This is a genomic window from Lyngbya aestuarii BL J (genome assembly GCF_000478195.2).
GTDB classification, from domain to species: Bacteria; Cyanobacteriota; Cyanobacteriia; order Cyanobacteriales; family Microcoleaceae; genus Capilliphycus; species Capilliphycus aestuarii.
In genome coordinates this window covers 23,765-47,665 of the sequence record NZ_AUZM01000041.1, presented here as the reverse complement: position 1 = coordinate 47,665, position 23,901 = coordinate 23,765, and the positions used below count along the sequence as shown (strand labels likewise).

18 protein-coding genes and 1 pseudogene are annotated in these 23,901 nt (G+C 41.1%); 9 read left to right on the top strand and 10 right to left on the bottom strand.

Features of this window, described 5'->3' with window-relative positions; translation table 11 throughout:
• Positions 1 to 17: 17 nt before the first annotated feature.
• Positions 18 to 1,979, bottom strand: a complete 1,962-nt coding sequence (locus M595_RS17160) for an ABC transporter ATP-binding protein (protein ID WP_023067595.1) — start codon at positions 1,977 to 1,979, stop codon at positions 18 to 20.
• A 432-nt stretch (positions 1,980 to 2,411) separates the two neighbouring features.
• Between M595_RS17160 and M595_RS17155 the strand changes: the two genes are divergently transcribed.
• The 3 genes from M595_RS17155 (at position 2,412) to M595_RS17145 (ending at position 5,413) form a co-directional block, all read left to right on the top strand.
• Entirely contained in the window at positions 2,412 to 2,708 is a 297-nt protein-coding gene (locus M595_RS17155; protein ID WP_023067628.1) for an SH3 domain-containing protein, read from the top strand.
• A 277-nt stretch (positions 2,709 to 2,985) separates the two neighbouring features.
• Complete coding sequence (locus M595_RS17150) at positions 2,986 to 4,233, top strand: FtsX-like permease family protein (protein ID WP_023067582.1); 1,248 nt, start codon at positions 2,986 to 2,988, stop codon at positions 4,231 to 4,233.
• Positions 4,234 to 4,654: 421 nt separating this feature from the next.
• Positions 4,655 to 5,413: an ABC transporter ATP-binding protein gene (locus tag M595_RS17145; protein ID WP_023067590.1), complete on the top strand. Its 759-nt coding sequence runs from the start codon at positions 4,655 to 4,657 to the stop codon at positions 5,411 to 5,413.
• A gap of 17 nt (positions 5,414 to 5,430) precedes the next feature.
• On the opposite strand, the pseudogene M595_RS17140 reads toward M595_RS17145, so the two are convergent.
• Positions 5,431 to 5,691, bottom strand: a pseudogene (locus tag M595_RS17140) (EAL domain-containing protein); the annotation flags it as partial.
• A gap of 659 nt (positions 5,692 to 6,350) precedes the next feature.
• Between M595_RS17140 and M595_RS17135 the strand changes: the two are divergent.
• Entirely contained in the window at positions 6,351 to 7,199 is an 849-nt protein-coding gene (locus M595_RS17135) for a M48 family metallopeptidase (protein ID WP_023067613.1), read from the top strand.
• 376 nt (positions 7,200 to 7,575) lie between these two features.
• Positions 7,576 to 8,040: a hypothetical protein gene (locus M595_RS17130; protein WP_023067580.1), complete on the top strand. Its 465-nt coding sequence runs from the start codon at positions 7,576 to 7,578 to the stop codon at positions 8,038 to 8,040.
• Between the two features lie 202 nt (positions 8,041 to 8,242).
• Here the strand turns inward: M595_RS17130 and treS are convergent, their stop codons facing one another.
• On the bottom strand, positions 8,243 to 11,575 hold the full coding sequence (gene treS, locus M595_RS17125) for a maltose alpha-D-glucosyltransferase (protein ID WP_023067615.1): 3,333 nt from the start codon (positions 11,573 to 11,575) through the stop codon (positions 8,243 to 8,245).
• Between the two features lie 436 nt (positions 11,576 to 12,011).
• Between treS and malQ the strand changes: the two genes are divergently transcribed.
• Positions 12,012 to 13,529: a 4-alpha-glucanotransferase gene (malQ, locus tag M595_RS17120; protein ID WP_040484258.1), complete on the top strand. Its 1,518-nt coding sequence runs from the start codon at positions 12,012 to 12,014 to the stop codon at positions 13,527 to 13,529.
• 119 nt (positions 13,530 to 13,648) lie between these two features.
• Entirely contained in the window at positions 13,649 to 14,326 is a 678-nt protein-coding gene (locus M595_RS17115; RefSeq protein WP_023067623.1) for a class I SAM-dependent methyltransferase, read from the top strand.
• A 90-nt stretch (positions 14,327 to 14,416) separates the two neighbouring features.
• Here M595_RS17115 and M595_RS17110 read toward each other — a convergent pair whose 3' ends face one another.
• The 3 genes from M595_RS17110 to M595_RS17100 form a co-directional block, all read right to left on the bottom strand.
• Positions 14,417 to 14,875 (bottom strand): KGK domain-containing protein, encoded by a 459-nt coding sequence (locus M595_RS17110; RefSeq protein WP_023067608.1) that lies wholly within the window; start codon positions 14,873 to 14,875, stop codon positions 14,417 to 14,419.
• 63 nt (positions 14,876 to 14,938) lie between these two features.
• Positions 14,939 to 15,871, bottom strand: coding sequence for an NAD-dependent epimerase/dehydratase family protein (locus tag M595_RS17105; protein WP_023067618.1), 933 nt, complete (start codon positions 15,869 to 15,871; stop codon positions 14,939 to 14,941).
• A gap of 213 nt (positions 15,872 to 16,084) precedes the next feature.
• Positions 16,085 to 17,194 (bottom strand): S-(hydroxymethyl)glutathione dehydrogenase/class III alcohol dehydrogenase, encoded by a 1,110-nt coding sequence (locus M595_RS17100; protein ID WP_023067600.1) that lies wholly within the window; start codon positions 17,192 to 17,194, stop codon positions 16,085 to 16,087.
• Between the two features lie 319 nt (positions 17,195 to 17,513).
• Here M595_RS17100 and M595_RS17095 point away from each other — a divergent pair, with 319 nt between their 5' ends.
• Complete coding sequence (locus M595_RS17095; protein ID WP_040484257.1) at positions 17,514 to 18,185, top strand: phosphoribosyltransferase family protein; 672 nt, start codon at positions 17,514 to 17,516, stop codon at positions 18,183 to 18,185.
• A 4-nt stretch (positions 18,186 to 18,189) separates the two neighbouring features.
• On the opposite strand, the gene M595_RS17090 is transcribed toward M595_RS17095, so the two are convergent.
• The 3 genes from M595_RS17090 to M595_RS17080 form a co-directional block, all read right to left on the bottom strand.
• Positions 18,190 to 20,451 carry a pentapeptide repeat-containing protein gene (locus tag M595_RS17090; RefSeq protein WP_083492837.1) on the bottom strand — a complete coding sequence of 754 codons (2,262 nt, stop codon included), beginning with the start codon at positions 20,449 to 20,451 and terminating at the stop codon, positions 18,190 to 18,192.
• The gene (locus M595_RS17085) at positions 20,417 to 20,932 is read right to left on the bottom strand and encodes a GNAT family N-acetyltransferase (protein WP_023067617.1); all 516 of its coding nucleotides are present in this window, start codon (positions 20,930 to 20,932) and stop codon (positions 20,417 to 20,419) included. The genes M595_RS17090 and M595_RS17085 overlap by 35 nt, the downstream gene beginning before the upstream one ends.
• 106 nt (positions 20,933 to 21,038) lie before the next feature.
• Complete coding sequence (locus tag M595_RS17080) at positions 21,039 to 22,037, bottom strand: zinc-dependent alcohol dehydrogenase family protein (RefSeq protein WP_023067588.1); 999 nt, start codon at positions 22,035 to 22,037, stop codon at positions 21,039 to 21,041.
• 190 nt (positions 22,038 to 22,227) lie between these two features.
• Here M595_RS17080 and M595_RS17075 point away from each other — a divergent pair, with 190 nt between their 5' ends.
• Entirely contained in the window at positions 22,228 to 22,752 is a 525-nt protein-coding gene (locus M595_RS17075) for a dihydrofolate reductase family protein (protein WP_023067597.1), read from the top strand.
• Between the two features lie 175 nt (positions 22,753 to 22,927).
• Here M595_RS17075 and M595_RS17070 read toward each other — a convergent pair whose 3' ends face one another.
• The gene (locus tag M595_RS17070) at positions 22,928 to 23,854 is read right to left on the bottom strand and encodes a glycosyltransferase family 2 protein (protein WP_023067606.1); all 927 of its coding nucleotides are present in this window, start codon (positions 23,852 to 23,854) and stop codon (positions 22,928 to 22,930) included.
• Between the last annotated feature and the right edge of the window lie 47 nt (positions 23,855 to 23,901).

The following is a 23,901-nucleotide window of genomic DNA, read 5'->3' as shown; positions in this document are numbered from 1 at the left end:
GGAAAAATTGCCTGAAATTAACTGGCGATTGGTTTAATATTTCCTGTTGGAATTGAAGCAATAAGCTGACGAGTATATTCCGTTTGGGGACGGTGATAAATATCTTCAGCCTGACCAATTTCTTCGATTTTACCACGATTCATTACCATAATGCGATCGCTGATAAATTTGACCACACTCAAGTCATGGGAAATGAAGATATAGGTTAATCCAAATTCTGCTTGAAGTTCTTTTAATAAGTTTAAAACTTGGGCTTGAACCGAAACATCTAAAGCGGAAACAGATTCATCACAAATGATAAACTTAGGGTTTAAAGCCAAAGATCTCGCAATACAAACTCGTTGTCGTTGTCCACCGGAAAATTCATGGGGATAACGTCCCATCCAGTCCGGTTTCATTTCCACTCGTTCTAATAAATAAGCAACGCGATCGCGGCGTTCTTTTCCGGCTTTACTGACTCCATGAATTAACATGGGTTCCATAATTGTATCCCCAATTGTCATCCGAGGATCGACAGAACTAAAGGGATCTTGAAATATAATTTGCATTTCTCGTCTTAATTCTTGTCGCTTTTGATGATATTGTTTGTGCTTTTTATAATTTTTGATTTTCTCAAATGTAGACGCTTGTGAATAAAGTTTTGTAATATCTTCGCCTTCAAATGTCACCTTTCCACTCACGACAGGAATAAGTTGTAATAACGCTCTAGCTAATGTACTTTTACCACAACCAGACTCTCCGACTAACCCTAAAGTTTCACCTTGATACACCTCAAAAGAAACATCATTCACCGCCATTAATAGACGTTTTGTTTCCCCAAATACTCCCGAAACTTTAAAGCCGACTCGCAGATGTTCAACAGAGAGTGAAGCCGTTGTCGAAGGTTGTCTCTCGGGGGTCGGTGAACTGGAGGCTTGAATGTCATTAATATTAATGTTCTTTTCACGAATTTCTAACTCTCCGGTTGCTGTTGTTTCGACTTCCATAAAATCAGAAATAGTCGGGAGACGTTCAACTTGAATATCAAGAGGAGGACGACAAGCTAATAAACCTTTAGTGTAGGGATGTTGGGGCTTTAAAAACAGAGTTTGAATTGTACCATATTCAACAATTTTACCCCGATACATAACGGCGACTGTATCTGCAATTTTAGCAATAACTCCTAAATCATGGGTAATAAAAATCATCGACATTCCGCGACGACTACATAACTCTCGTAATAAATCCAGAATGGTCGCCTGAACGGTCACATCAAGGGCGGTTGTTGGTTCATCTGCTATTAATAAAGTGGGGTTACAAGATATGGCGATCGCAATCATTACCCGTTGCAGTTGACCGCCAGAAAGTTCGTGGGGATAACGATCAAGCATGGCTCGTTTTTGATCATTAACCTGCTGCATTACTTCTCGTTTTTCATTCCGTTTTTCTGGAGTAATGTTTTGAATATTATTAGCTGTATTTGTTGCAGCAAGTTCGGTTTCTACGCGGGCGAGTAATTCTTCATCTGAAGGGAGAAGTTTAACCTCTTGAAGTAGGGAAGTTGCTTTCCACATTGCTTGTCGAGGAGAAACTTGTTCATGTTGTTTAATCGCTTCTATCAGTTGAAACCCAATCGTATAAACTGGGTTAAGAGAACTCATCGGTTCCTGAAAAATCATAGCAATTTGTCCGCCTCGATATTCTTGTTTCTCTTGAGGTGACAGTTGAAGTAAATTAATCAGTTTAGAATCAGGTTGAGATTCGTTGAGATTGTTGCTGAAGCGAAATAAAATTTCTCCACTGACTTGAGAGGTATCGGGAGAAAGCAATCCCATAATCGCCAGAGAGGTGACTGATTTTCCTGAACCAGATTCACCCACAATACCGAGTGTTTGTCCGCGTTTGACTTGAAAAGAAATATCGTTAACTGCTTGAACAACTTTTTCGTCACTTTCAAACTGAACTCGCAGATTTTTGACATCTAAAACAAGATTTTCCATGAAGACTTAAAACTCAACCTATAAATTTTATTTATTCTATCAGCCCACGGTCGTAGAGATAGATCATTGACTACACAATAGCTTAACTGACTGGGGAGTTGAAGGATATGGGGTTTCCACTGCGATCAAAGGCGCGGTTACGGGTGTTGAGAGGTCATGAGTCCTATTGTACAAAGTTGGATTTTGATATTGGGGTGAGGCGATCGCAAACTTTTATTGGATTTGACCTCAGTGTAAATACTGAACTTGATCAAAGAAATGTTTTTTGTTTTTCCGAATAACTACTGATGACATTACTGTTTCTAGAGGCCATAATGAAGTTAAGGAAGCAAAAATATATAAAAAAACTAACAAAAAAATATCGAGCTTGCTTCCAAATTAAAAAAAAATTTACTTGAACCAAAATCATTAATTTAACATTAGGATAAACCCATGAAATTAAAGCAAATTGTGTTGACTCTCACTGCTGCTGTTAGCTTATGTGCGGCGACTGCATTACCTGGACTGGCGACTTCTGCTCGTTTAACGGCAAGTGATCCGGGTTCTCAAATTAACGTTCGGACTGCACCAACGACTAAAGCTAATGCTCCTCATTATGGCGTAGAGGGAGATTGGGTAGAGGTGTTGAATTCCTCTGACGGAGGAGATGGATATATTTGGTATTATGTTCGATTTTATCAATCTAATGCTGAAGGTTGGGTTCGTGCGGACTTTCTATATTTCCAGTAACTTTATGTAACTATTATTTTAATCTCTTCTCTCCCCCTCTCTTGCAAAAAGGGGGTTTTTTGTTGTTTAAATATTTAGCTTTTGAGACTAAATACTAGACATCTATCTTCAAGATTACCTCGATCAAACCTGCACGTCTCTATGAAGATTCTTCACGAAATTTATCCATAAAATCAATTCTTTTGGTTAGCGCTCACTGTCTATGGTGAACTAAACCCGAATCTATATCTAGGGTATGATAGCATCTAAAGTCTGATTACATAACAATTGAGTCGTTATGGCTTCTATCGCCCGCAAGAACCTGTTTGAAGATCTTCCCCGTTTTATTGCAGCGCAGGCTGGTATTATGTTCGCGGTCAGTCTCGTAACGATTCAAAACGGTATTCTCAATGGGTTTGTTAAGTCTTCTTCTCTACTGATTGACAACTCAAGTGCCGAACTTTGGGTTGCTTCTGCGGATATGATCCACATGGAATTGACTATGCCTTTGCCTTTAGAGTATATGGTGCAAGCCCGTGAAGTCAAGGGAGTCAAACGAGCAGAAGCCCTGATTTTTCGCAGTGCGCGTTGGCGAGATCCATCGGGTCAAATTCATGCGGTAACAGTGGTAGGTTCCACCCCAGAGGGAACACTTTTCGCACCTTGGAATATCATTCAAGGAGAAATTAGTAGTCTCAAAGAACCCTATGGGGTGATCATAGATGAAACCAATTTAGAGTCATTGGGCGTGACTGAACTGGGAGATGTTTCCACTTTGGGGGGTTTGGAGGCGCGTTTGGTCGGAGTGGTTGAAGGCACTCAACCGATTATTAATAATAAATTAATTTTTACTTCCTTAAAAAATGCTAACGCCTATGTGAATGCGCGTTTAGAAACGAGTACCCGTTGTAAGTTAGAAGACGGTGACTTGAAATGTGTCAATATCTTCGATGATACAAACCCCGCAGAGAAGCAGGTGATTTCTTCAGCGCCTAAACAGTTAACCCTGACTGATCCGATCTCATTTGTGTTGATTGAAGTGGCACCGGGTCAAGATATCGATGAACTCAGACAACGCCTAGAGGAAACTTTACCCAACGTTAAGACCTATACTGGCGAAGAAATGTCTGAGCGAACTCAATCTTATTGGAAGCAACGCACCGGAATTGGATTTATTCTCAGTTTGGGTGCTGGCGTGGGAATTTTGGTGGGGATGATCGTGGTGGCTCAAATTCTTTATGCGTCTGTCTCCGATCACTTGAAGGAGTTTGGCACGCTCAAAGCGATGGGAGCGCCCGATAAAGTGATTTATAGTGTGATTTTAGAACAATCTCTCTGGATGGCATTACTCGGCTATATTCCGGGGATGGCGTTGTGTATGGGGGTCACGAACTGGGCTTCGGCGACTCAAGGAATTTTAATTTTGATTACACCGACTTCTGCTGTGATGGTGTTTGGGTTAACGGTGATCATGTGTGCGGGATCGGCGATCTTTGCAATTCAGAAGGTTACTCAAGTTGATCCCGCGATCGTCTTTAAAGCGTAAGTTATTCAACTCAACCCGATGGGATTTGAGGACGTTGGGCATTTTTGAATTTCGATTGTAGATTAGAAAAAGTCAGAAGCTTGAGCCAAACTTCTCAGGCGATTTTTCACCAATCATTGAGAGGTGTGTGCTAGGGTGTTGACAAATTTCAAGCCAAAGAACGGCTAAACCCCTAAATTCACGGGCGATTTTGTTGCTGATTCCTGGGGTTCGTGCCATCGCATTGAACTGACTTCCCCAGTCTTTCTTTTGAGCGAGTATTTCCCTCGACCGCCTCAATCGTACTTCGGTACTCACAAGGCTGATTCCCAAGCCACACAAAATCAAACTAGAATTGGAAGTGATAATATGCTTGTCAATTATCGCGAGAAGTCTTAGTCTGGCTTGCAATTTTATGCCCCCATCAGACGATAATAAAAATATGATAGGTTCAAAAATGAACTGGGCTAACCTCAAGAAAACCCCCACTCACGCAGTGGATGGTTCAGTTTATGCCCCAGTTAAGCCGATTGCAATTGAGGGCTTGGGAGTGGAAATGACCTATCAATCTGGGCGTCAAAGCTTTAAGGTTCTCAAAGGGATAGACTTGCAGGTACAACAGAGTGATATTCAACTGTTGATGGGGCCTAGTGGTTCCGGGAAGACAACCTTACTCTCGATTCTGGCTGGACTCCTCACGCCAACGGGTGGACAGGTATTCCTCAGAGGAGAGGATATCACCAAAATGTCTCGTTCTCAGTTGGCCAATTTCCGACTTCGTAATATTGGGTTTATTTTTCAGGGGTTTAACCTGTTTCCGGCATTGAATGCTATTGAAAATATTGAAGTGGCTCTCAATATTAAGGGCATTAAGGGCAGCAAAGCGAAAGAGGAAGCAGTCTATTTGCTTGAACAGGTGGGTTTGGGCGAAAAGGGTAAGCATCTTCCTCGTGACCTGTCCGGTGGACAAAAACAACGGGTGGCGATCGCTCGGGCTTTGGCAGGCCATCCTCCTCTGATTATGGCTGATGAACCCACGGCTGCCTTAGACTCCAGTAGTGGTCGAGCGGTGATTGATTTGCTGAAAGGACTAGCAAAAGGAGAAGGCGCAACGGTGTTGATGGTGACGCATGACCCTCGTATTGTCGATGTTGCCGATCGCATTCTTGAGCTTGAAGATGGCATGATCAAATCGGAATAAGTTTCAAACGCTTCAAGCTACCATTGACGCATCTGAGCAATGAAATCAGTCGCCGCAACTGCATCTAAGGGTCGAGCAAAAAAGTATCCTTGACCATATTCACAGCGATAATTTCTGAGTTGAGCCAGTTGTTGGGAGGTTTCAATTCCTTCAGCGATCGCCGCAATAGACATATTATGACTTAAAGCAATAATCGTTCGGACAATTTCATGATTTTTCTGAGACTCCTCAAGACGACGCACAAAAGACCGATCAATTTTCAGGATATCTACAGGAAATTGATGTAAGTTGTAAACGACTAATAACTTTTATGATCAACACTGTCTTTTTAGTTATTTTTTAAAAAATTATTATTTAAAATTTTAACAATCTATCCAATAACTTGAAATAATCTCCGATTGTCTAGACGATTTACAAAAACAAGCAATCCCTAATATTTTAGGTTTCTGGAGTTGGCTTTACTATCAATTTGCCCCTCACCCGAATAGTTATTTATGATCTCATATTGTTATAAACCTATTTAATATTTTTCTCAAAACTTCCTCAAAACTTCCTGACTCTAACCTCATCTTCAGTTAACAACGAATGGTCAAACCTTTCTATTCCTGTCGTTTAAGCAATTAACATTCAAAGGTCAGACAATCGCATAGACTGGAGATCATCGGAAAAAGTCGCTATACTGGTCTGAGATGAAAGCTTGTGAATCATTGACTCTAGGGGAGTGAGGCAAGCAAGCAGGTCAACTGACAGATTGATTGATTAAAAAACTGATATGAGTCGCACTTTCCGGGATGGCTTTGTTGAGATCGGTATGTAATAGTAATACTGCCCGAACTTCGAGGCAACAAAATACGTCTACAGATTTAACACAGGATATCAATCCAATCACAGGTCGTTTCTAAGCCTGCTTTAATCACGATTTTCACACCCGTTGACTATGTTTAAATCTTTCTCCTTTATACATCGACGTTCCTCTCGTTCTTGGTTTTATCCCCTGATTTCAATTACCGTTGCTTTTAGTCTCTGGATTAGTTCCGCCCCGGCTACTCAGGCAATTTCTTGGCGAGATTTGATCTTTCGAGGGATTCAAGTTATTCAACTGACAACGCTTTCTAATCAACAAGAAGTAGCGCTCGGTCGTCAGATTAATGAACAATTAAAAAAGGAAGTTAAACTCCTTCGCAACCCAGAAGCCACAGAATATATTAATCAAATTGGTCAACGTTTAGCCCAAGTTAGCGAACGTTCTAATATTCCCTACACCTTTCAAGTCGTCAATGATTCGAGTATTAATGCGTTTGCGACAATGGGGGGTTTTGTTTATGTCAATACCGGGTTAATGGAAACCGCCGATAATGAAGCGGAACTCGCCAGTGTGATTGCCCACGAAATTGGTCATATTGTCGGGCGTCACTCCGTTGAACAAATGCGTCAGATGGCTGTGGCGCAAGGGGTAGCCTCCGCTGCTGGACTTGATCAAAGCCTCGCCATTCAAATTGGGGTAGAATTAGCTCTCCGCCGTCCGAATAGTCGTAAAGCAGAATACGAAGCCGACCAGTTTGGGATTAATAATCTCGGAAAAGCGGGATATGATCAAAGAGCAGCAGTTGACTTTATGGAAAAACTCCTGCAAGGGGGTTCTGTTCCCACGATTTTAAGCACTCACCCCGCCACAAATAACCGGATTTCTGCCCTCGAAGCCATGATCAATCCGAGCTTCGCTAATAACGGTTCCGGGATGGATAACGCCGCTTATCAGTCGAAGATGCAACGTTTATTATCTTAACAATTAGCTCAAAAAATTACTCGGGTGAGGTCATACTCGCCCGATTTTATTGTCTAAGTGTATCCATAGCCCGGAATATCTACTGAGCAACTTCAGAAAATTTACAGAAAATATTAATTACGGTGTTACCCAGAGCATCTGTATAAATACGATCTGTTCAAAAAGTTTGTTAAAAGGTAGACTACTATTAGGTTTGATATTTCTATAAATTAAGCTCAGAGTAGACTATCGGTTGATACGATCCACTCTCTGGGGCGATGTCTGAGCGCTCTGTGTCTTGATATTCTACTTATAGAGAAGTTTACCCCTTGAAACTCTCAGGCTGGCTCTATCTCTAGATATAAATGTATTGGATTGGACTAGGAGATCTATACCGATGGTCACTTCTGCTTCTGTAACTCAACTTCTTAACCCCCAGAACGTCAGTTCTTTAAAACAACTTGCTCGCTCGATTACCTTGTCTCAAGGTGAATTTTGCTTGATTTTAGCCTGTTGTAACCGTCGCGAACTCCGACACCAGATGATCAAGCAGCTACATCAATTGTGTTCGGTTCACCTCGAAGAACTCACCCTAGATTGTTCAACGGAAACCCTCTACAGCACAATTGCTCGTCATTTTAGCCACAACTCCCCGGATGCGGTTATGGTTGATGGTTTCGAGTCAGTTCGTCATCTCCAGCAACTTTTGATTGCGACGAACTATGTACGGGAGGAGTTTTGTCACTTCCGGTTTCCGGTTGTTCTCTGGGTTAATGACGAAATGATCAAACAATTAGTTCGTTTAGCTCCCGATTTTTTTAGTTTTGCTTTGAGTGGAATTGAGTTTACAGACGAATTCTAATCTTTAGACTTAAACGACTCTATATTTTATTTTAACCCCCTGAATCGAAACTTAAAAAAGATTTGTGAAAAGGGAAAGAATATTCAAGCTAAAAAACGCTAAGTTTTTGGTCAACGGCTGATCAACATTTCAGATTAAATAGATTAAACCCTAGCCGAGAAACCCGATTAATGGGAGATATCGGGTTTCTACAGTCAAGAAATTAAGTCGCAGCTAAATCAATCAAAAGCTGAATCGAAATATCCAGCATATCGTTAGATTCTTGCAGATCATTACCTAAATCTTGAATGGCATTTTCAAGCAGATAACACTCTAATAACACCTCCAATTCATTACGAATGCTAGGAAGAAATGAGTCTTTCGCGGCAGTCTCCAGATAACTCTTGAGGAAAGCAGATCTCACCCAAGCCGACCAAAACTGTCCCCATTCCTGCATTTGCAAGAGATTTTCTTCACGAATCGTGCCATTTTCGACTTCATTGCGTAAAGCAACCCGAGTCGCATAATCAAACGAAAGTAGCATTCCGGCAACATCTCGCAGGGGTGAACGCTTCATCCGACGTTCATTTAAAGTGCGGTAGGCTTCTCCCTCAAAATCCAGGATGACAAAATCTTTCCCGGTAAACAGAACCTCATCAAGACAATAGTTTCCATGACAGCGAGTTCGCATGGCGGTAATCTTGAGATCGAGGACTTGTCGCAGTCGGGCGAGTAAATAGTCTTTGCGAGTCAGTAATTGACGCCCAAGGGTTTGAGTCGTCTGGGGGAGAGTCGGAAGCAGCTTTTTCAACCGCAGGAAGACCTGTCCGGTGAGGTTACGAGAATATTGATAAATCGAACGTTGGTAGAGAGAGGTAAACGGGGCAGGTGAAAAGTCAGGATTTTCATAATCACCCGATAATGCAATGTGCATTTCTGCCGTTCGTTGACCCAAAAGTTCGGCATTACTGAGATAGGAACCAATCGTGAGGGCGGCTAATTCTGGAACAGATTGTTCAACTAAATCAACTAATTCTTCGGTGGGAAGCGGAATTTCTTCTAAAGTCGCTTGTTCAACACCGACGCGATCAAAATAATCTCGGAGAATATCAAGAGTAAAAGTCCAAGCATTGGTCGCATCAGGAATATAAGGCTGTAAAACCCCAATGGTCATTGCTTCTGAGCGTTGACGATGGTATTCTAACCCTCCCACAACAGGAGCAATATGAGCTAGAGGGGCGCGAGTTCCGAGGAAATGACGGACTTCTAGTTCTGGGTTAATCCCTTCTTCTACACGCCGGAACAGTTTAAACACAAACCGTCCTCCGTAGACAACGAGCGTATTAATCCGATTGCCTTTTTCCAGAGAAGTCTCAAAGCTGCCTTGTAGCGTATCACCTTCTTTATTAATCAAATCAGAGCTGGTGGCAATTAGACGACCCTTCTTGCCGGGGTAAGTGCCTCGATTGACAATCATCTGTCGCAAGGCACCCATGAAATTCTCCGATGCGATCGCATCAAACAAAATTCCGGCTTGATCATCAACTTTCAGCGACGCCACAACCGCTTGGGGCATCGACTCCTGAATTTCTTCAGCTTGTTCTTCGGTTGCGTAACTCAGAGGCAGTACATAGGTATCGGGAAATCCTTCGGTATATTCAACCTGAATTAAAGAAATTACCGCTTCTGTTTCCTGGTGCAGAATCGGAATAACATCTCTAATATGAACCGACTGGATCACTTGAGAACGGCCCATAAACCAGCGACAACTGAGCAGATATTCGGTTAAAATCGCTTCGAGTTGGCTTTTATACTCAGAACGCTCAAGGACTTGTTTCCAACTTTGAGAGACGGCCGCTAAAGCAGGCAGTTTTTTCTGCGGTAGGGGTTCTTTGGGAACACTCGGATCGAGTTGTAACATGAACCAGAAAAAGCCGTAGGGACTGATACTGATGAAATAGGGCGACTTTTCGATCCGAGGAAATTGAGTTCGACCAAAAATTTCCACCGGTACCATGCCGACAAAGGCAGACATATCCAATTCTACTGTTTGGACAAACCGAGACAGGTTAGCCACAACGAGAATATGTTCACCGCTATAAGTCCGAATAAACGCCAACACCTTACGGTTTTCCGGGTGCAATAACTCAAAGGTTCCCCGACCAAAAGCTTGAAACCGCTTCCGCATGGCAATCAGACGCTTCATCCACGACAGCAACGAGTTGGGGTTCGCGCTTTGGGCTTCGACGTTAACGGCTTCAAAGTGATATTCTGAGTCTACAACAACGGGTTGATAAAGCTTTTGCGGGTTGGCGCGACTAAATCCGGCATTACGATCTGGACTCCACTGCATCGGTGTCCGTACCCCGTTGCGATCGCCAATATAGATGTTATCTCCCATGCCAATTTCATCGCCATAATACAATACAGGCGTTCCGGGCAGCGAGAGCAGCAAACTATTGAGCAACTCAATTTGACGGCGATCATTGCCGAGTAGGGGGGCTAACCGACGACGAATCCCTAAGTTGATGCGAGCTTGATGATCTTGGGCGTAGACTTTGTACATATAATCACGATCTTCATCTGTGACCATTTCCAAAGTCAGTTCATCATGATTTCGTAGGAACAACGCCCACTGAGAGTTAGAGGGAATCGCGGGAGTTTGGTTAAGAATATCAATAATGGGGAAACAGTCTTCCATCCGCAATGACATAAACAGACGGGGCATCAGGGGGAAGTGGAAGTTCATGTGACATTCGTCTCCCTCCCCATAATAGGAAGCCGCATCTTCTGGCCATTGGTTGGCTTCTGCCAACATCATCCGGTTGTCAAATTTAGAATCGAGATGACTCCGTAGTTTTTTGAGGAACCCGTGAGTTTCCGGTAAGTTCTCACAGTTCGTTCCCTCGCGAACAAACAGATATGGCACGGCATCTAGACGAATTCCATCAACCCCCATCTCCATCCAAAAGTCAAGAACATCTAATACCGCCTTTTGGAGTTCGGGGTTATCGTAGTTGAGATCGGGTTGGTGAGAATAAAACCGATGCCAGTAATAGGCTTTGGCTACCGGGTCCCATGCCCAGTTCGACGTTTCAAAGTCTTGGAAGATGATCCGAACATCTGAATATTTGTCCGGGGTATCACTCCAAACATAAAAATCCCGTTCTTTGCTGTCTTTGGGCGCTCGTCTGGCCCGTTGAAACCAAGGATGCTGATCGGAAGTATGATTGACAACAAGTTCTGCAATCACCCGAATTCCCCGTTCGTGGGCGGCATCCAGCAGGGTTTGAAAGTCTTCTAAGGTGCCATAAATGGGGTTGACATTCATGTAGTCGGAGATGTCATACCCATCATCGCGCAACGGTGAAGGGAAAAATGGCAGTACCCAGATGGCAGTGACTCCTAGATCCTGTAGGTAGTCTAACTTTTCGGTTAAACCCAGAAAATCACCAATACCATCCTCATTACTATCAGCATAGGCGCGAACCGGCACCTCATAAATAATGGCATCTTTAAACCAGAGGGGATCGTTACTAAGTTTGGAATGTTGCATATTCTCGAATATTTAGTCTGAGTTACAAATCACACAATCATCTAAAAGCCATTGGACAAACACAAAGTCACAAATGTTTAGATGCCTCTACTGAGACTTCGCGCTTGTTTGACTGCACTTACCTGAAGTTATACACCCATAGGGCGTAGGTGTGGTTCCATCATCGTTTGCGCTAACTTTCCTCTAACTTAAGATAGATTTTGAGAAAAGTCTTTGTTGATTACAATCAACATCAGATTAAAGTCCTCAGTCTGGATCAAATCACTCCGCTCAATTTTTCATTCCTCATTCGCGATGACCTTTAGAACTGTTGGGATTCTCGGAAAAAGTGGGAAAAAGGATTAGGATTTTTCCCAAATTTTTTTATTGAGGATATACCGTTCAAAGGAGCTTAGTATATATGATGTTGAAATAATCCAAACTCAGTATTTTAGTTATGACGTTTAAACGTGCAAGTGGGATTCTATTGCACCCGACCTGCTTACCCAGTCAGTATGGGATCGGCGATTTAGGGCAATCTGCCTATGAGTTCATCGACTTCTTGGATAGAAGCGGTCAAACGCTTTGGCAAATTTTGCCGCTTGGCCCGACAGGGTATGAGCATTCCCCCTATATTATGAACTTTAGCACCTTTGCTGGAAATCCTTTACTGATTAGTTTGGATCAGTTAGTCGAACAAGGGCTACTGAATGCGGATGAATTAACCCCCTTACCCCCCAGTGAGGATGTTGTCCCCAACCGGGTTAATTTTGATCGTGTCATCCCCCATAAGACACAGTTTCTTCAACGGGCTTTTGAACGCTTTCGGGAGTCTCTGTCTGGCAATGCTAATCCGGAGTTTACATCCTTCTGTCAGGAGACATCAGCCTGGTTAGAAGATTATGCCCTATTTATGGCCTTGTTAGAAGCCTATGACGGCTTACCCTGGAATAAATGGGACTCCGCGATCGCTCGTCGGGAACCCGAGGCGATGAAAGCCAAATCCTCTGAACTTGCTGATCGCATTCTCTATCATAAGTTCCTTCAATTCAAGTTTTTTGAACAATGGCGAAATCTGCGCCGTTACGCCAATGATAAAGGCATTTCCATCATTGGGGATATCTCGATCTATGTCTGTCACAATAGTTCTGATGTGTGGGCGCAGCCGAATATTTTCCAACTCGATCCTCAAACGCTCGAATCTGCCTATATTGCTGGGGTTCCGCCCGATTATTTTAGTGAGACTGGGCAGCTTTGGGGCAATCCGGTTTATGATTGGGATGAGCTAAAACGCACGGGCTACAAGTGGTGGATTGAACGCTTTAAAGCCACCCTTGCCTACGCAGATTTAGTCCGGATCGATCATTTCCGAGGATTTGAAGCCTATTGGCGGGTGCCGGCCGGCGAAGAAACTGCCATGAATGGGGAATGGGTCAAAGGCCCTGACCAGGAATTTTTTGAAGCCATTCGCAGTGGTTTAGGGAGTTTACCCGTTTTGGCGGAAGATTTGGGAATTATTACTCCTGAAGTCGAAAAACTCCGCGATCACTTTGATTTTCCGGGGATGAAAATTTTGTTATTTGCATTTGCAGATGATGACAAAAATCCCTATCTTCCTCACAATTTTGTCGAAAATTGTCTGGTTTATACGGGAACTCACGATAATGATACCACTGTCGGTTGGTGGCATCGTGCCGGAGAACCGGAAAAACAACACGTTGCGAAATATCTGGGGTATTCTCATCCTGGGGAGATTCAAGAAATTAATTGGGAACTCATTCGTTTAGCCTTAAAATCTGTGGCGAATCAAGCGATTGTTCCTCTCCAAGATTTGTTCGGGTTGGATAATAACGGGCGCATGAATGATCCGAGTATCAATGCTGGAAATTGGCGTTGGCGTTATCAAAGTTCGGATCAACTGACTTCCCAAATTAGCGATCGCTTACTGGAATTAACGAAGTCGTATAACCGATAATTCAGTCTGCAATTTTTCATTCAGGCTGTATTAAATTCTCCCCCTTTTTTGAAACTACATCACCCCCCTTTCAAAGGGGGGCCAGGGGGGGATAAAAACACCAAGAGTATTAACCGATCATGTCTGAAAATAACCTCGAAACCCTCAGAAATAAAATTGTTGATCTCGCCACCGAATCCCTACAAAAAGATGATGCAACGGGATGGTTTGAAACGGTGTATACTGACGCCAAAGGCGATAGTTCTCAAGTTCCTTGGGCGAAATCAACCACTCATCCTTATCTACAAGATTGGTTAGAAAAATATCCACCCCAAACCGAAGGAAAAACGGCGATAGTAATTGGCTGTGGGTTGGGCGATGATGCAGAAGCTTTAGCGAAATTAGGCTTTAAAGTGACTGCGTTTGATATTTCTCCCACTGCTATTTCTTGGTGTCAAGAACGTTTTCCTGATTCAGAGGTTAATTATTTTGTGGGGGATTTGTTTAACCTTGATTCTAGTTTACAACAGAGTTTTGATTTTGTGTTTGAATGTCGCACGATTCAAGCTTTACCTTTGAAAATGCGATCGCAAACGATTGAGGTGATTTCTTCGTTAGTTGGGGAGAAGGGTATATTATTAGTTGTTACTCGTTATCGTGATAGTGAAACCGAACCTGATGGCCCGCCCTGGCCGTTATCGGAGGGGGAATTATCCCAGTTTCAACAGTTAGGTTTAGAAGAAATTCGCCGCGATACTTTCATCGAAGAAGATAAACCGGGAATTGTACAATTACGTCTACAATATCAACGTTCATAAGTTGTTGCGCTTTAGCGCATAAATTAGGGTTAAAAAATAGGGCTGAAGCCCAACAAAAAGGAGAGGGCGCAAGCCTTACGCCCCTACGGTTTATGATTCTTGGTTTTGTTTTCTAAATTCATCTAATGATGTTTCGATGTCTGATAGCGGTGGTTCGTCTGTTGCAAATTCTAGTTTAAGTTCGTTGATTTTGACGTTTCTATAATGATCATTTCCAAGAAAACTGGAAGAAAATTTTACATCAGCTATTATTTTTATTTTACCTGCTGTCCATTGTCTGGTGTCAAAATTTAATAGTTTACATTCTATCCCATCAGTAGGAAATATCAGTTGAATATCGTTCATACTAATTTTAACTTCACTTTCAATAATAGAAAGATTTGAATTGCAAAATAAATCGGTAAGACTAATACCACTATTTCCATATTTTTTTGTCAGATAAGAATTAAGTTTATTGGAAGCTAATTCTTTCAACCTAGCAACAGTAAAAGTATCCTGATAAATCATCAAGATAGCGGTGTCATCATTTAATAATTCAAACTGACTCATATTAAACCCTGGAAAATCATCCGTAGGGGCGCAAGGCTTGCGCCCTAAATTTATCAACCCAACCTATTGAACAGCTTTGATAATTTCGTCGTCTAAACTAAAATCAACCTCAGCTTTTTCTGTCGTCTGATAATCATTTTGAAACGAATCTTTCAACCCCGAAATCAAATCAAACTCCGGTTGCCAATCTAACTCATTCATCGCTTTGTTAACACCTGCAAAAAAGTGTTGAACCCGCAACGGAAAAGGCTTTTTCTTGCCAAAATCAAACTGTTTGGGGTCGTAATGAACGATGTTTAAATCTTCTGCCGATTTCCCCGCAGCCACCGCACAAGCACCCGCCAAACCGTCGAAGGTAACGTAACGTTCGCCAGAGATATTATACACCTGACCGATGGCGTTTTCATTCCCTAAAACGGCAACCATTGCCTTTGCTAAATCTTTCACATGACCCAACTGAGTAATATGGAGTCCGTTACCAGGAATAGGAATCGGACGATTAGCAACAATGCGGTCAAAAAACCAGGATTCTAAGGGGTTATAATTTAGAGGACCATAAATATAAGTGGGGCGAATAGATGTCCAGGGTAATTGCTGTTCTTGTAGGTAAGTTTCGGTTTCGTATTTGCCTAAATGACGACTTTTTGGATCTGTTTTATCCCCTTCAATATGAGGCATTTCAGGAGATTTTAAATAGACTCCAGCCGAACTCATATAAACAAAATGCTTGACTTTTCCTTTGAATAAATCTGCAAGGGGTTGAGTATCGCTGAGTTGACGTCCGTTATTATCAAAAATGGCATCAAAGTTTTCATTAGCGAGTTTTTCTTTGATTTGGCTTGCGTCGGTTCTATCCCCATGAATTTGTTTAATTCCGTCCACAGGTGCGGGTTTGTTTCCTCGGTTAAATAAAACGACTTCGTGACCTTGTTCGACTAACATTTGAGTTAAGTAAACCCCGATAAAACGGGTTCCACCCATGATTAAAATTCGCATTTTGATGTCCTGTTTGTGTTGTGTTTTTGGGTCTGTGTTGATTTTACTATGAAATCCTTAAATTATTTGCGACTAATGTTTTATCTCTCCTATTGTTAATAAAAATCTTCTAACCTCCCCACCTCCCTATCTCCCTACCTCCCTACACATCAAATTTTTGGGGTTTGGGGGCGGGGTCACGGGGGTTGGAAATTTAGGGAAATGAATCTTTTTTTAGAAGGTTAAAACAGTCCGAATTGATTCGCCTTTGTGCATCAAATCAAACGCATCGTTAATTTGTTCAATGGGTAAAACATGGGTAATCAAATCATCAATATTAATTTTCCCATCCATGTACCAATCGACAATTTTAGGAACGTCTGTTCGTCCTCTCGCCCCGCCAAAAGCTGAACCTTTCCAAACTCTCCCGGTGACTAACTGAAAGGGTCGAGTGCTAATTTCCTGTCCTGCACCTGCCACACCAATAATGATACTAACGCCCCAACCTTTATGACAACATTCTAAGGCTTGACGCATGACATTAACATTGCCAATACATTCAAAACTATAGTCAGCACCCCCTTGAGTTAACTCTACTAAATAAGGCACTAAATCCCCTTCAATTTCTTTGGGATTTACAAAATGAGTCATGCCAAATTTTTCAGCAATTTCTCGTTTTCCGGGGTTAAGATCAACGCCAACAATCATATCCGCCCCGACCATTTTCGCGCCTTGAATTACATTTAAACCAATCCCACCCAGCCCAAAAACAACGACATTTGATCCCGGTTCAACTTTAGCCGTATTCACAACAGCGCCGACTCCTGTGGTTACGCCACAACCGATATAACAAACTTTCTCAAAAGGGGCATCTTCCCGAATTTTTGCCACTGCAATTTCTGGCAATACGGTATAATTTGAAAAGGTAGAAGTTCCCATGTAGTGATAAATTTTCTGACCATTTATCGAAAACCGACTACTTCCATCGGGCATTAATCCTTTACCCTGAGTTGAACGAATTGCTTGACAAAGATTGGTTTTCATGCTCAGACAATACTCACACTGACGACATTCGGGTGTGTAGAGAGGAATAACGTGATCACCCGGTTTGAGGCTTTTGACTTCAGGCCCGACTTCGACGACAACTCCTGCCCCTTCATGGCCGAGAATCGCCGGAAATAGCCCTTCAGGGTCGGCACCGGAGAGGGTGTAGGCGTCGGTATGACAAACACCTGTGGCTTTAATTTCGACCAAAACTTCTCCGGCTTTGGGGCCTTCGAGTTGAACAGTTTCTAAACTTAACGGTTTGCCCGCTTCCCAAGCAATGGCGGCTTTTACATCCATAATCAATTTTTTGCTGCATTTTGATTATAGGGAACTGGGTTACTTGCTTCAATGGCAAGATGAGTTTAAAAAACTTAAAATTTGGTTTGAGAAACGGGGTTAATGAGTTGAGATTATTGATTATCCACTCAATAGATGATGAAATTTGTTAAAATAAAATCTAGAGATAGAGTGAAGTTATTATACGCTACATCAAGTTTATTTTGAATTGCTGGTTATAACTTGATTAGAATTTTGTCATCTATCGGTTGGTAGATCAATAAATATTTACTCTAAAAAATTTAATATTGAATAGAGATCAACTTAGAGGTGAGTCAATATGAATATGCAATTTAAAAATCGAACTGAAGCGGGACAGTTACTCGCATCTCGACTGATAAAATATGCAAATCGTTCTGATGTAATCGTTTTAGGTTTGCCGCGTGGAGGGGTTCCAGTTGCCTATGAAATCGCCAAATCACTTCATGTTCCTTTGGATGTGTGTTTAGTTCGTAAACTAGGAGTTCCTGCACATAAAGAACTGGCAATGGGTGCGATTGGACAAGGAAATGCAATGAAACTCAATCCAGAAATTATTAAGTCTTGGGATGTTTCTCAGCCTGCTTTTGAGCAAGTTTTAGCGACAGAAAAACAAGAATTACAACGACGTTATCATCTTTATCGGGGTAGAGATTTACCTTTAAATGTAGAAGATCAAATTGTAATTTTAGTTGATGATGGAGTCGCGACGGGTTCCACACTCTTTGCAGCAATTGAAGTGATGCGATCGCATCACCCTAAAGCAATTGTTGTCGCGGTTCCTGTCGCCCCTCCAAGCACTTATCAACAGTTGGAATATCAAGTCAGTCAAGTGATCTGTTTAGTTCAACCAAAATTGCTAAAAGCGATTAGTTTTTGGTATGAAGATTTTTCTCAAACTTCAGATGTAGAAGTGCAAGAACTCCTCTCAAAATCTCAGCAAGAATTATCTACTCTATCTCATTTAAACTAGATGATTACTTGAGATAAATTAGGAGATTTAATCCCGGAATTGTACGAGAAAGTGTCCAAAATATAAGAATCAGATAAAGAACCCCTAAACTCCACTGATACCAGACTAAATTAGCGATTATTCCCGGTAGGTGTTCATCTCGGAGGCGGAGATCATTAAAGCCAAATTTGAGAAAATTATTCAGGCTGAAATCATAATAATTTAACCAACTCCAACCTCTATCCCAAAGAATCGGCATATAGCGATCGCGAAAGAAAATAAATCGTGGCATTAAGGGTAATCGCCCAATCATTAATCGCAGTTGTCGCTGGCTAGCATCTTCTGTAAGATAAGATGAATCTAATAAGTTGTGATGACGCCCTCGGTAATACAGAAATCCAACTAAAAAACCGGGAATCGGAACAATAAAAACAGCTAAACAGAGTAAGGTTAAAATTGGATGACTCGATCCCCTAAAGATTTGAGTTAAACCAATAGAAGTTAATATTCCATAACTGGTTAACATCCAAATTGTTTCTGAAGATGTGGGTAAAATGGGTGTGGGATGTTGTCGCCGAACTCGATCTACAAACCAAAAGACTAAGCCAAAATAAGCAATAGCAACAATACCGACTCCCGCAACTAATTCAAAACGGGTTCCATAACCACTCAAGAGTAAAAGTACACTCAATTCAAGCCAATGTAAAGCCGTATTAATACTGTTGAACAATGGAATAATATAATTATCAAAAACAACTTTTTTCCATCCTGTTTTTGTATCTTTGTCTTGTTCTCCCTGGTAACGATTCGCAACCACACGATCATAAACTTTAATATAGGTTGCCAAATCAATTTTATCTAGCTTTAAAATTTCAGTTAAGTTCCGAAAAGGTTGTTTGATTCTTAAATTTAAAATTTCATTTGCTTGTTCTCGAGTAAATCCAGCATAAATTAATCGAGACATAGAAGCAGTATTTAAGTCTACTCCAAAAATATTTCGCTTAAATTGTTTCAGCATTAACTGCGCTCTGAGGTATTCAATTTTATTAGCATCCTCAATCTGTTCTTGTTGACGAAAGTTTTGAATTAAATTGCGAAGTAAGTTTTCATTTCCTTGTAATGTTTTCACAGAAATAACTGTACCAATAATACCCGGATCGCCCATAATTTGAGCCGAATTTGAATCAAACATGAAGTCAGAAAAATTAATTTTTGTTAATCGACCAAATCCTGCATCACTAAAATCAATTGCACTTTGAAGACTGGCTTCTCGTAAACTAAGCCCTTGGTTAAACCGAGTATCCCGGAAATCAACAGATTCTTCAAAAATAGCCTGTTGAAAACTAATAGAATGACTCAAATTAGACTTGGAAAAAACAGTTCTTCCTTGCCACCAAGATTCACTAAAATCAGTTTCTCCATCAAAAGTAATACTTTTAAAATTAGCAAATTCTTGAAAATGAGCTTGATTAAAACTAACCTCATTAAAATGACTATCCTCAAAATTAATAAATCCTTGAAAATTTGTTTTATTAAACTTTGCTGGGCTTAAAAATATTGCATAACTAAAGTTACTTTTATCTTTAAATATGGCGTTGTTAAAGTTAGCAACTTCATTAAAAATAGTTTCATTCAAATTTGTTTTTTGGCTAAATATTGCCTCTTGAGCATCTAAACCTCGGATAAAAAAAGCTTTTTTAAAATCAATATTTCCCTGAAACTCAGTATCTTTGCATTTAAAACGACCTCGAATCACAGTAATTTTAGGGATAGTTACCGCCGTATTTTCAGGAGATTGATTTCGCAGCGAAAGTTGAGACTGTTCTGAAGTGAGTATTTTTAATTCATCGGCAGAAAAAACAGATAAAAATGTTTCTTTAAGTAAAGGAACTCTCACCCCAATTTTACTCCCAATAAAATCTCCTTTGATCAGAGAATTACTCAGATTTAAACCCACTGTATCTTCAGATTTTTCAGATGGATTAAGTGCGGCTTGAATTTGTTGATAAAATTGTTGACTAAATTCTACCTGTTCGGGTTGTAAATCAATGATAAAGTTTTGCAGATCAATAAAATAAAAACCATCTTGCTTAACTGGATTTTTAACTTTTTCCTGTAAGATCTCAAGCGTTAAAGGAATTTGTCCTGTTGACGAACTTTCAGCCCGAACCGGAAAACATAACACCAAAAAAGTCATTAAAGTTAAAATTCCAACTTTAATCCCTTGACGAATAGCACGAAATTGAGTAGAACTAAAGATATTGTTTAGGCATAGGTTGTTCTTCAATGTTATAGATTTTAAATCCTCGTTTAAGATAATTATCAAGAGCATAAACACTATCAAGATTACAAGTATGCACCCAAAGACGTTGTATATTTTGAGTCCAAGCTTTATGAATACCATAACTCAGTAGATATTTCCCCAAGCCGCGACCAAAATAACCCGAACGTAAACCAAAATAAGCAATTTCCGTAGATACTCCACACTGACTGAGTTCAATATAACCTGCTGGCGCTCCATTGACATATAAAACATCAATCGTTGTACCCGCATTAGCCAATATATCAGTTAATTCTCCATCGCTCAATAATAACCGATCTCGCCAACGCCAAGCCTTCCCCACTTCTCGGTACAAAAAGCGATAAAATTGAATATCGGGTGTTTCTAAGGGAAAGATAGCAACTCCTAGAAGATCTTTAAGAATAGCAGGTTTAAATTCCGCAAAATCAGTCATTTCTAAATAACTTGTGACTAATATTTGAGCCATCTATTTGTTCTCCTAGACTAGAAAAGGAGCGTGAATTTCGATCTCCTCGCTCCCCGAACAATTGAATGATTTACAAAAAACACGTCAAGAAGTTTAAATCTAAAAATCAATCCATTGTTAACACAAACTTTCCAGTCATTCCTCCCGCTTCCAAATTTTGATGGGCTTTCATCGCTTCCGCTAAGGGATAAACATGATTCACATGAACTTTAAGCTTTCCTTCATCAATTAAACGCGCACATTGCTGAAGAATTTTCGCTTGATCTTTTTGTTCGTCAACCAATCCTTGTAACATCGGTGTTAGCATTAATTCCAAACCAATTCTTAGATTTCGTTTGCGGGCTTCTTTCAAATTTCCTAAATTTGTATCCGGTTCTAAAATCGTGACTAAATCCCCATAAAGTTTTACCGCTTCTATGGTTTTAAAAAAAGTATCTTTCCCGACTGTATCAAACGCTAAATCAACCCCTTCGCCATCCGTCCAGTCCAACACTCGCTGCACAAAATTGATTTGTTTGTAGTCAATCACTAAATCAGCACCTAACTGACGCACAAAATCGGCATTTTCCGGCGAAACAGTGGTCGCCACATCAGCCCCTTGTAACTTTGCTAATTGTATCGCCACATGACCCACACCACCCGCACCTGCATGAATTAAAACTCGTTGTCCGGGTTGCAATTTTCCGCGATCATAAAGAGATTCCCACGCCGTAATGACAACCAAAGGCGCCGCCCCCGCTTCTGCAAAACTCAATGATTGTGGTTTTTTGCTGACAAACTTTTCATCAACAACAGTGAACTCCGCATAGTTTCCCGTTTCATCTCCGAGTCCACCGTCACAAAAATAAACCTCATCTCCGACTTGAAACTTTTCGACTCCTTTACCCCCTGCTTCCACCACACCCGCCCCATCGCATCCCAGGATAGCGGGCATTTTTTCCGGGTAAAATGTTCCTCGGCTGCGGAGTTTCGTGTCGATGGGATTGACTCCTGCGGCTTTTAGGCGAACCAAAAGTTCTGTATCCGCTTTAATTTTCGGTTCTGAGATCTGTTTCAGCTTGAGAACTTCTGGCCCCCCAGGTTGGGTCATCACAATGGCTTTCATAACGATTTTATCTGTTGATTGAGCAATACCTAAGAATTAATCTACCGCTTTTTCGCTGTCCTGTAGAGGGGACTCCCACTAAAAATTTGTGAGTCAGTCGAAAATAGCTTGTAATATTAATGTAGTATAATTGGAGAGGAAATCATCCTTCATCGTCAAGATTTCTAAGCTTGATAGGAGAGGTTTTAAAATGCGAAAATTGAAATATTATGTTGCAATGAGTCTGGATGGATTTATTGCACACGAAGATGGTTCATTTGATGGTTTTCTGTTTGAAGGTGAACAGGTCAGCGATTATTTAAACTCATTGAAAGACTTTGATATTGTGTTGATGGGACGGAAAACCTATGAAGTTGGGTTAAAAGAAGGTAAAACGAACCCTTACCCGATGATGAAAAGTTATGTTTTCTCGCGAACAATTAAAGAAAAGCCTGACGAAAATGTTGAGATTGTTTCGGAAAATATTATTGAAATTGTCACAAGTTTAAAGCAAGAAACAGGTCAAGATATCTACCTCTGTGGCGGTGCAAATTTAGCGACAACCCTGTTCACCGCCAATTTAATTGACGAAGTGATTATCAAATTAAATCCTTTTCTGATGGGTTCGGGAATTCCTCTGTTTTCCGGTAAAATTCAACAAACGGCTTTAGAACTTACCCACAGAAAAATTTATGAGAGTGGTGTTGTATTTTTGTATTATCAGGTAAAAAATTAAACTAAAAATTGGAAAACTTGAAACCCATGATTACATCCGAGTATCTCAAAACAATGGCTTTGTATAACAAATCATTTGTACCTATCCTTTAATCGCCGTTAGGCGTTTCACAGAATGTCTGTTCGCTTTTGCTTTTTGCTTCATTCTATCACGCTAAAACTCATCACTCGCTGAGTTAAGATGACTTGAGGTGTGCAATTTCTTTGGCTTTTTCAGAGAGTTTAGCTTGTTTTTGCCCCTGTGAACGGGCTTGTACATTCAATAAATCGATGGGAGTTTTCACCAAATCCACTAAATCAGCTTTTTGAGCAATTGCCTTTATACTGTTAATGGGCATTTCTTTTAACAACCAACGTCCCAGTCGATAGAGATAATCTTGAGGGGTAAAATCTCTCATCAACTCAACCCCATGAAGTTCGTGTAAATAGCGGTTTGACTCGCCATAACGTCGCCATTGACTGCGTAATTGTCGCAATGTTTCCCGATGTTTATGTTTGATGATGGCGTCTTGGGCAAAATAGACTTGATATTCAGTTTGCTGTTGAATTCGCCAACAAATATCGGCATCTCCTCCAGTAGTTAAATAAGGACGAAATAAACCCACCTGTTCAAAAATAGGGCGACGAATTGCCAGATTAGCGGTTTGACCGTAGGGAAAAAACTTGTGAGTAATAGTATGCTTTTGGGAGAGAGTATCTTGGCGATCAGCGTGTTTTTCCAGTAACGTCTGACCGGGTAAGGCGACAATTTCTCCAACTACAATTCCAATCGTCGCATCCTCAAACGGTTTGACCAATTTTTCTAACCATTGGGGTTCGGGACGACAATCAGCATCGGTAAACGCGACTATCTCTCCTTGGGCGATGCGAATTCCCTGGTTGCGGGCGGCGTAGGAACTCTGAATGTGATTTTCCCAGAGAGGGCGAATGGTATCGGTTGCGAAGGCTTGCAACATCTCAGCGGTGCGATCGCGACTATTATTATCCACCAATAAATACTCAACTTGATCGGGCCGATAAGTTTGCGATCGCAGACATTGAATTAAATCCGGTAGATCTGCCTCGCCATTATAAATCGGTACGACGACAGAAACATTAATCATGTTTAGATTTGGCTCTTTCGAGAAAGAAAGTATGCTTCAGTCTAATT

Bases quoted from the DNA above. Each gene is read 5' to 3' on its own strand.
- treS (WP_023067615.1), bottom strand. From the start codon at position 11,575: ATGCAACATTCCAAACTTAGTAACGATCCCCTCTGGTTTAAAGATGCC.
- M595_RS17080 (WP_023067588.1), bottom strand. From the start codon at position 22,037: ATGAAAGCCATTGTGATGACCCAACCTGGGGGGCCAGAAGTTCTCAAG.
- M595_RS17160 (WP_023067595.1), bottom strand. From the start codon at position 1,979: ATGGAAAATCTTGTTTTAGATGTCAAAAATCTGCGAGTTCAGTTTGAA.
- M595_RS17110 (WP_023067608.1), bottom strand. From the start codon at position 14,875: ATGAGTCAGTTTGAATTATTAAATGATGACACCGCTATCTTGATGATT.
- M595_RS17075 (WP_023067597.1), top strand. From the start codon at position 22,228: ATGCGAAAATTGAAATATTATGTTGCAATGAGTCTGGATGGATTTATT.
- M595_RS17070 (WP_023067606.1), bottom strand. From the start codon at position 23,854: ATGATTAATGTTTCTGTCGTCGTACCGATTTATAATGGCGAGGCAGAT.
- M595_RS17155 (WP_023067628.1), top strand. From the start codon at position 2,412: ATGAAATTAAAGCAAATTGTGTTGACTCTCACTGCTGCTGTTAGCTTA.
- M595_RS17145 (WP_023067590.1), top strand. From the start codon at position 4,655: ATGATAGGTTCAAAAATGAACTGGGCTAACCTCAAGAAAACCCCCACT.
- M595_RS17085 (WP_023067617.1), bottom strand. From the start codon at position 20,932: ATGGCTCAAATATTAGTCACAAGTTATTTAGAAATGACTGATTTTGCG.
- M595_RS17095 (WP_040484257.1), top strand. From the start codon at position 17,514: ATGAATATGCAATTTAAAAATCGAACTGAAGCGGGACAGTTACTCGCA.
- M595_RS17105 (WP_023067618.1), bottom strand. From the start codon at position 15,871: ATGCGAATTTTAATCATGGGTGGAACCCGTTTTATCGGGGTTTACTTA.
- M595_RS17100 (WP_023067600.1), bottom strand. From the start codon at position 17,194: ATGGATGTAAAAGCCGCCATTGCTTGGGAAGCGGGCAAACCGTTAAGT.
- malQ (WP_040484258.1), top strand. From the start codon at position 12,012: ATGACGTTTAAACGTGCAAGTGGGATTCTATTGCACCCGACCTGCTTA.
- M595_RS17150 (WP_023067582.1), top strand. From the start codon at position 2,986: ATGGCTTCTATCGCCCGCAAGAACCTGTTTGAAGATCTTCCCCGTTTT.
- M595_RS17135 (WP_023067613.1), top strand. From the start codon at position 6,351: ATGTTTAAATCTTTCTCCTTTATACATCGACGTTCCTCTCGTTCTTGG.
- M595_RS17115 (WP_023067623.1), top strand. From the start codon at position 13,649: ATGTCTGAAAATAACCTCGAAACCCTCAGAAATAAAATTGTTGATCTC.
- M595_RS17130 (WP_023067580.1), top strand. From the start codon at position 7,576: ATGGTCACTTCTGCTTCTGTAACTCAACTTCTTAACCCCCAGAACGTC.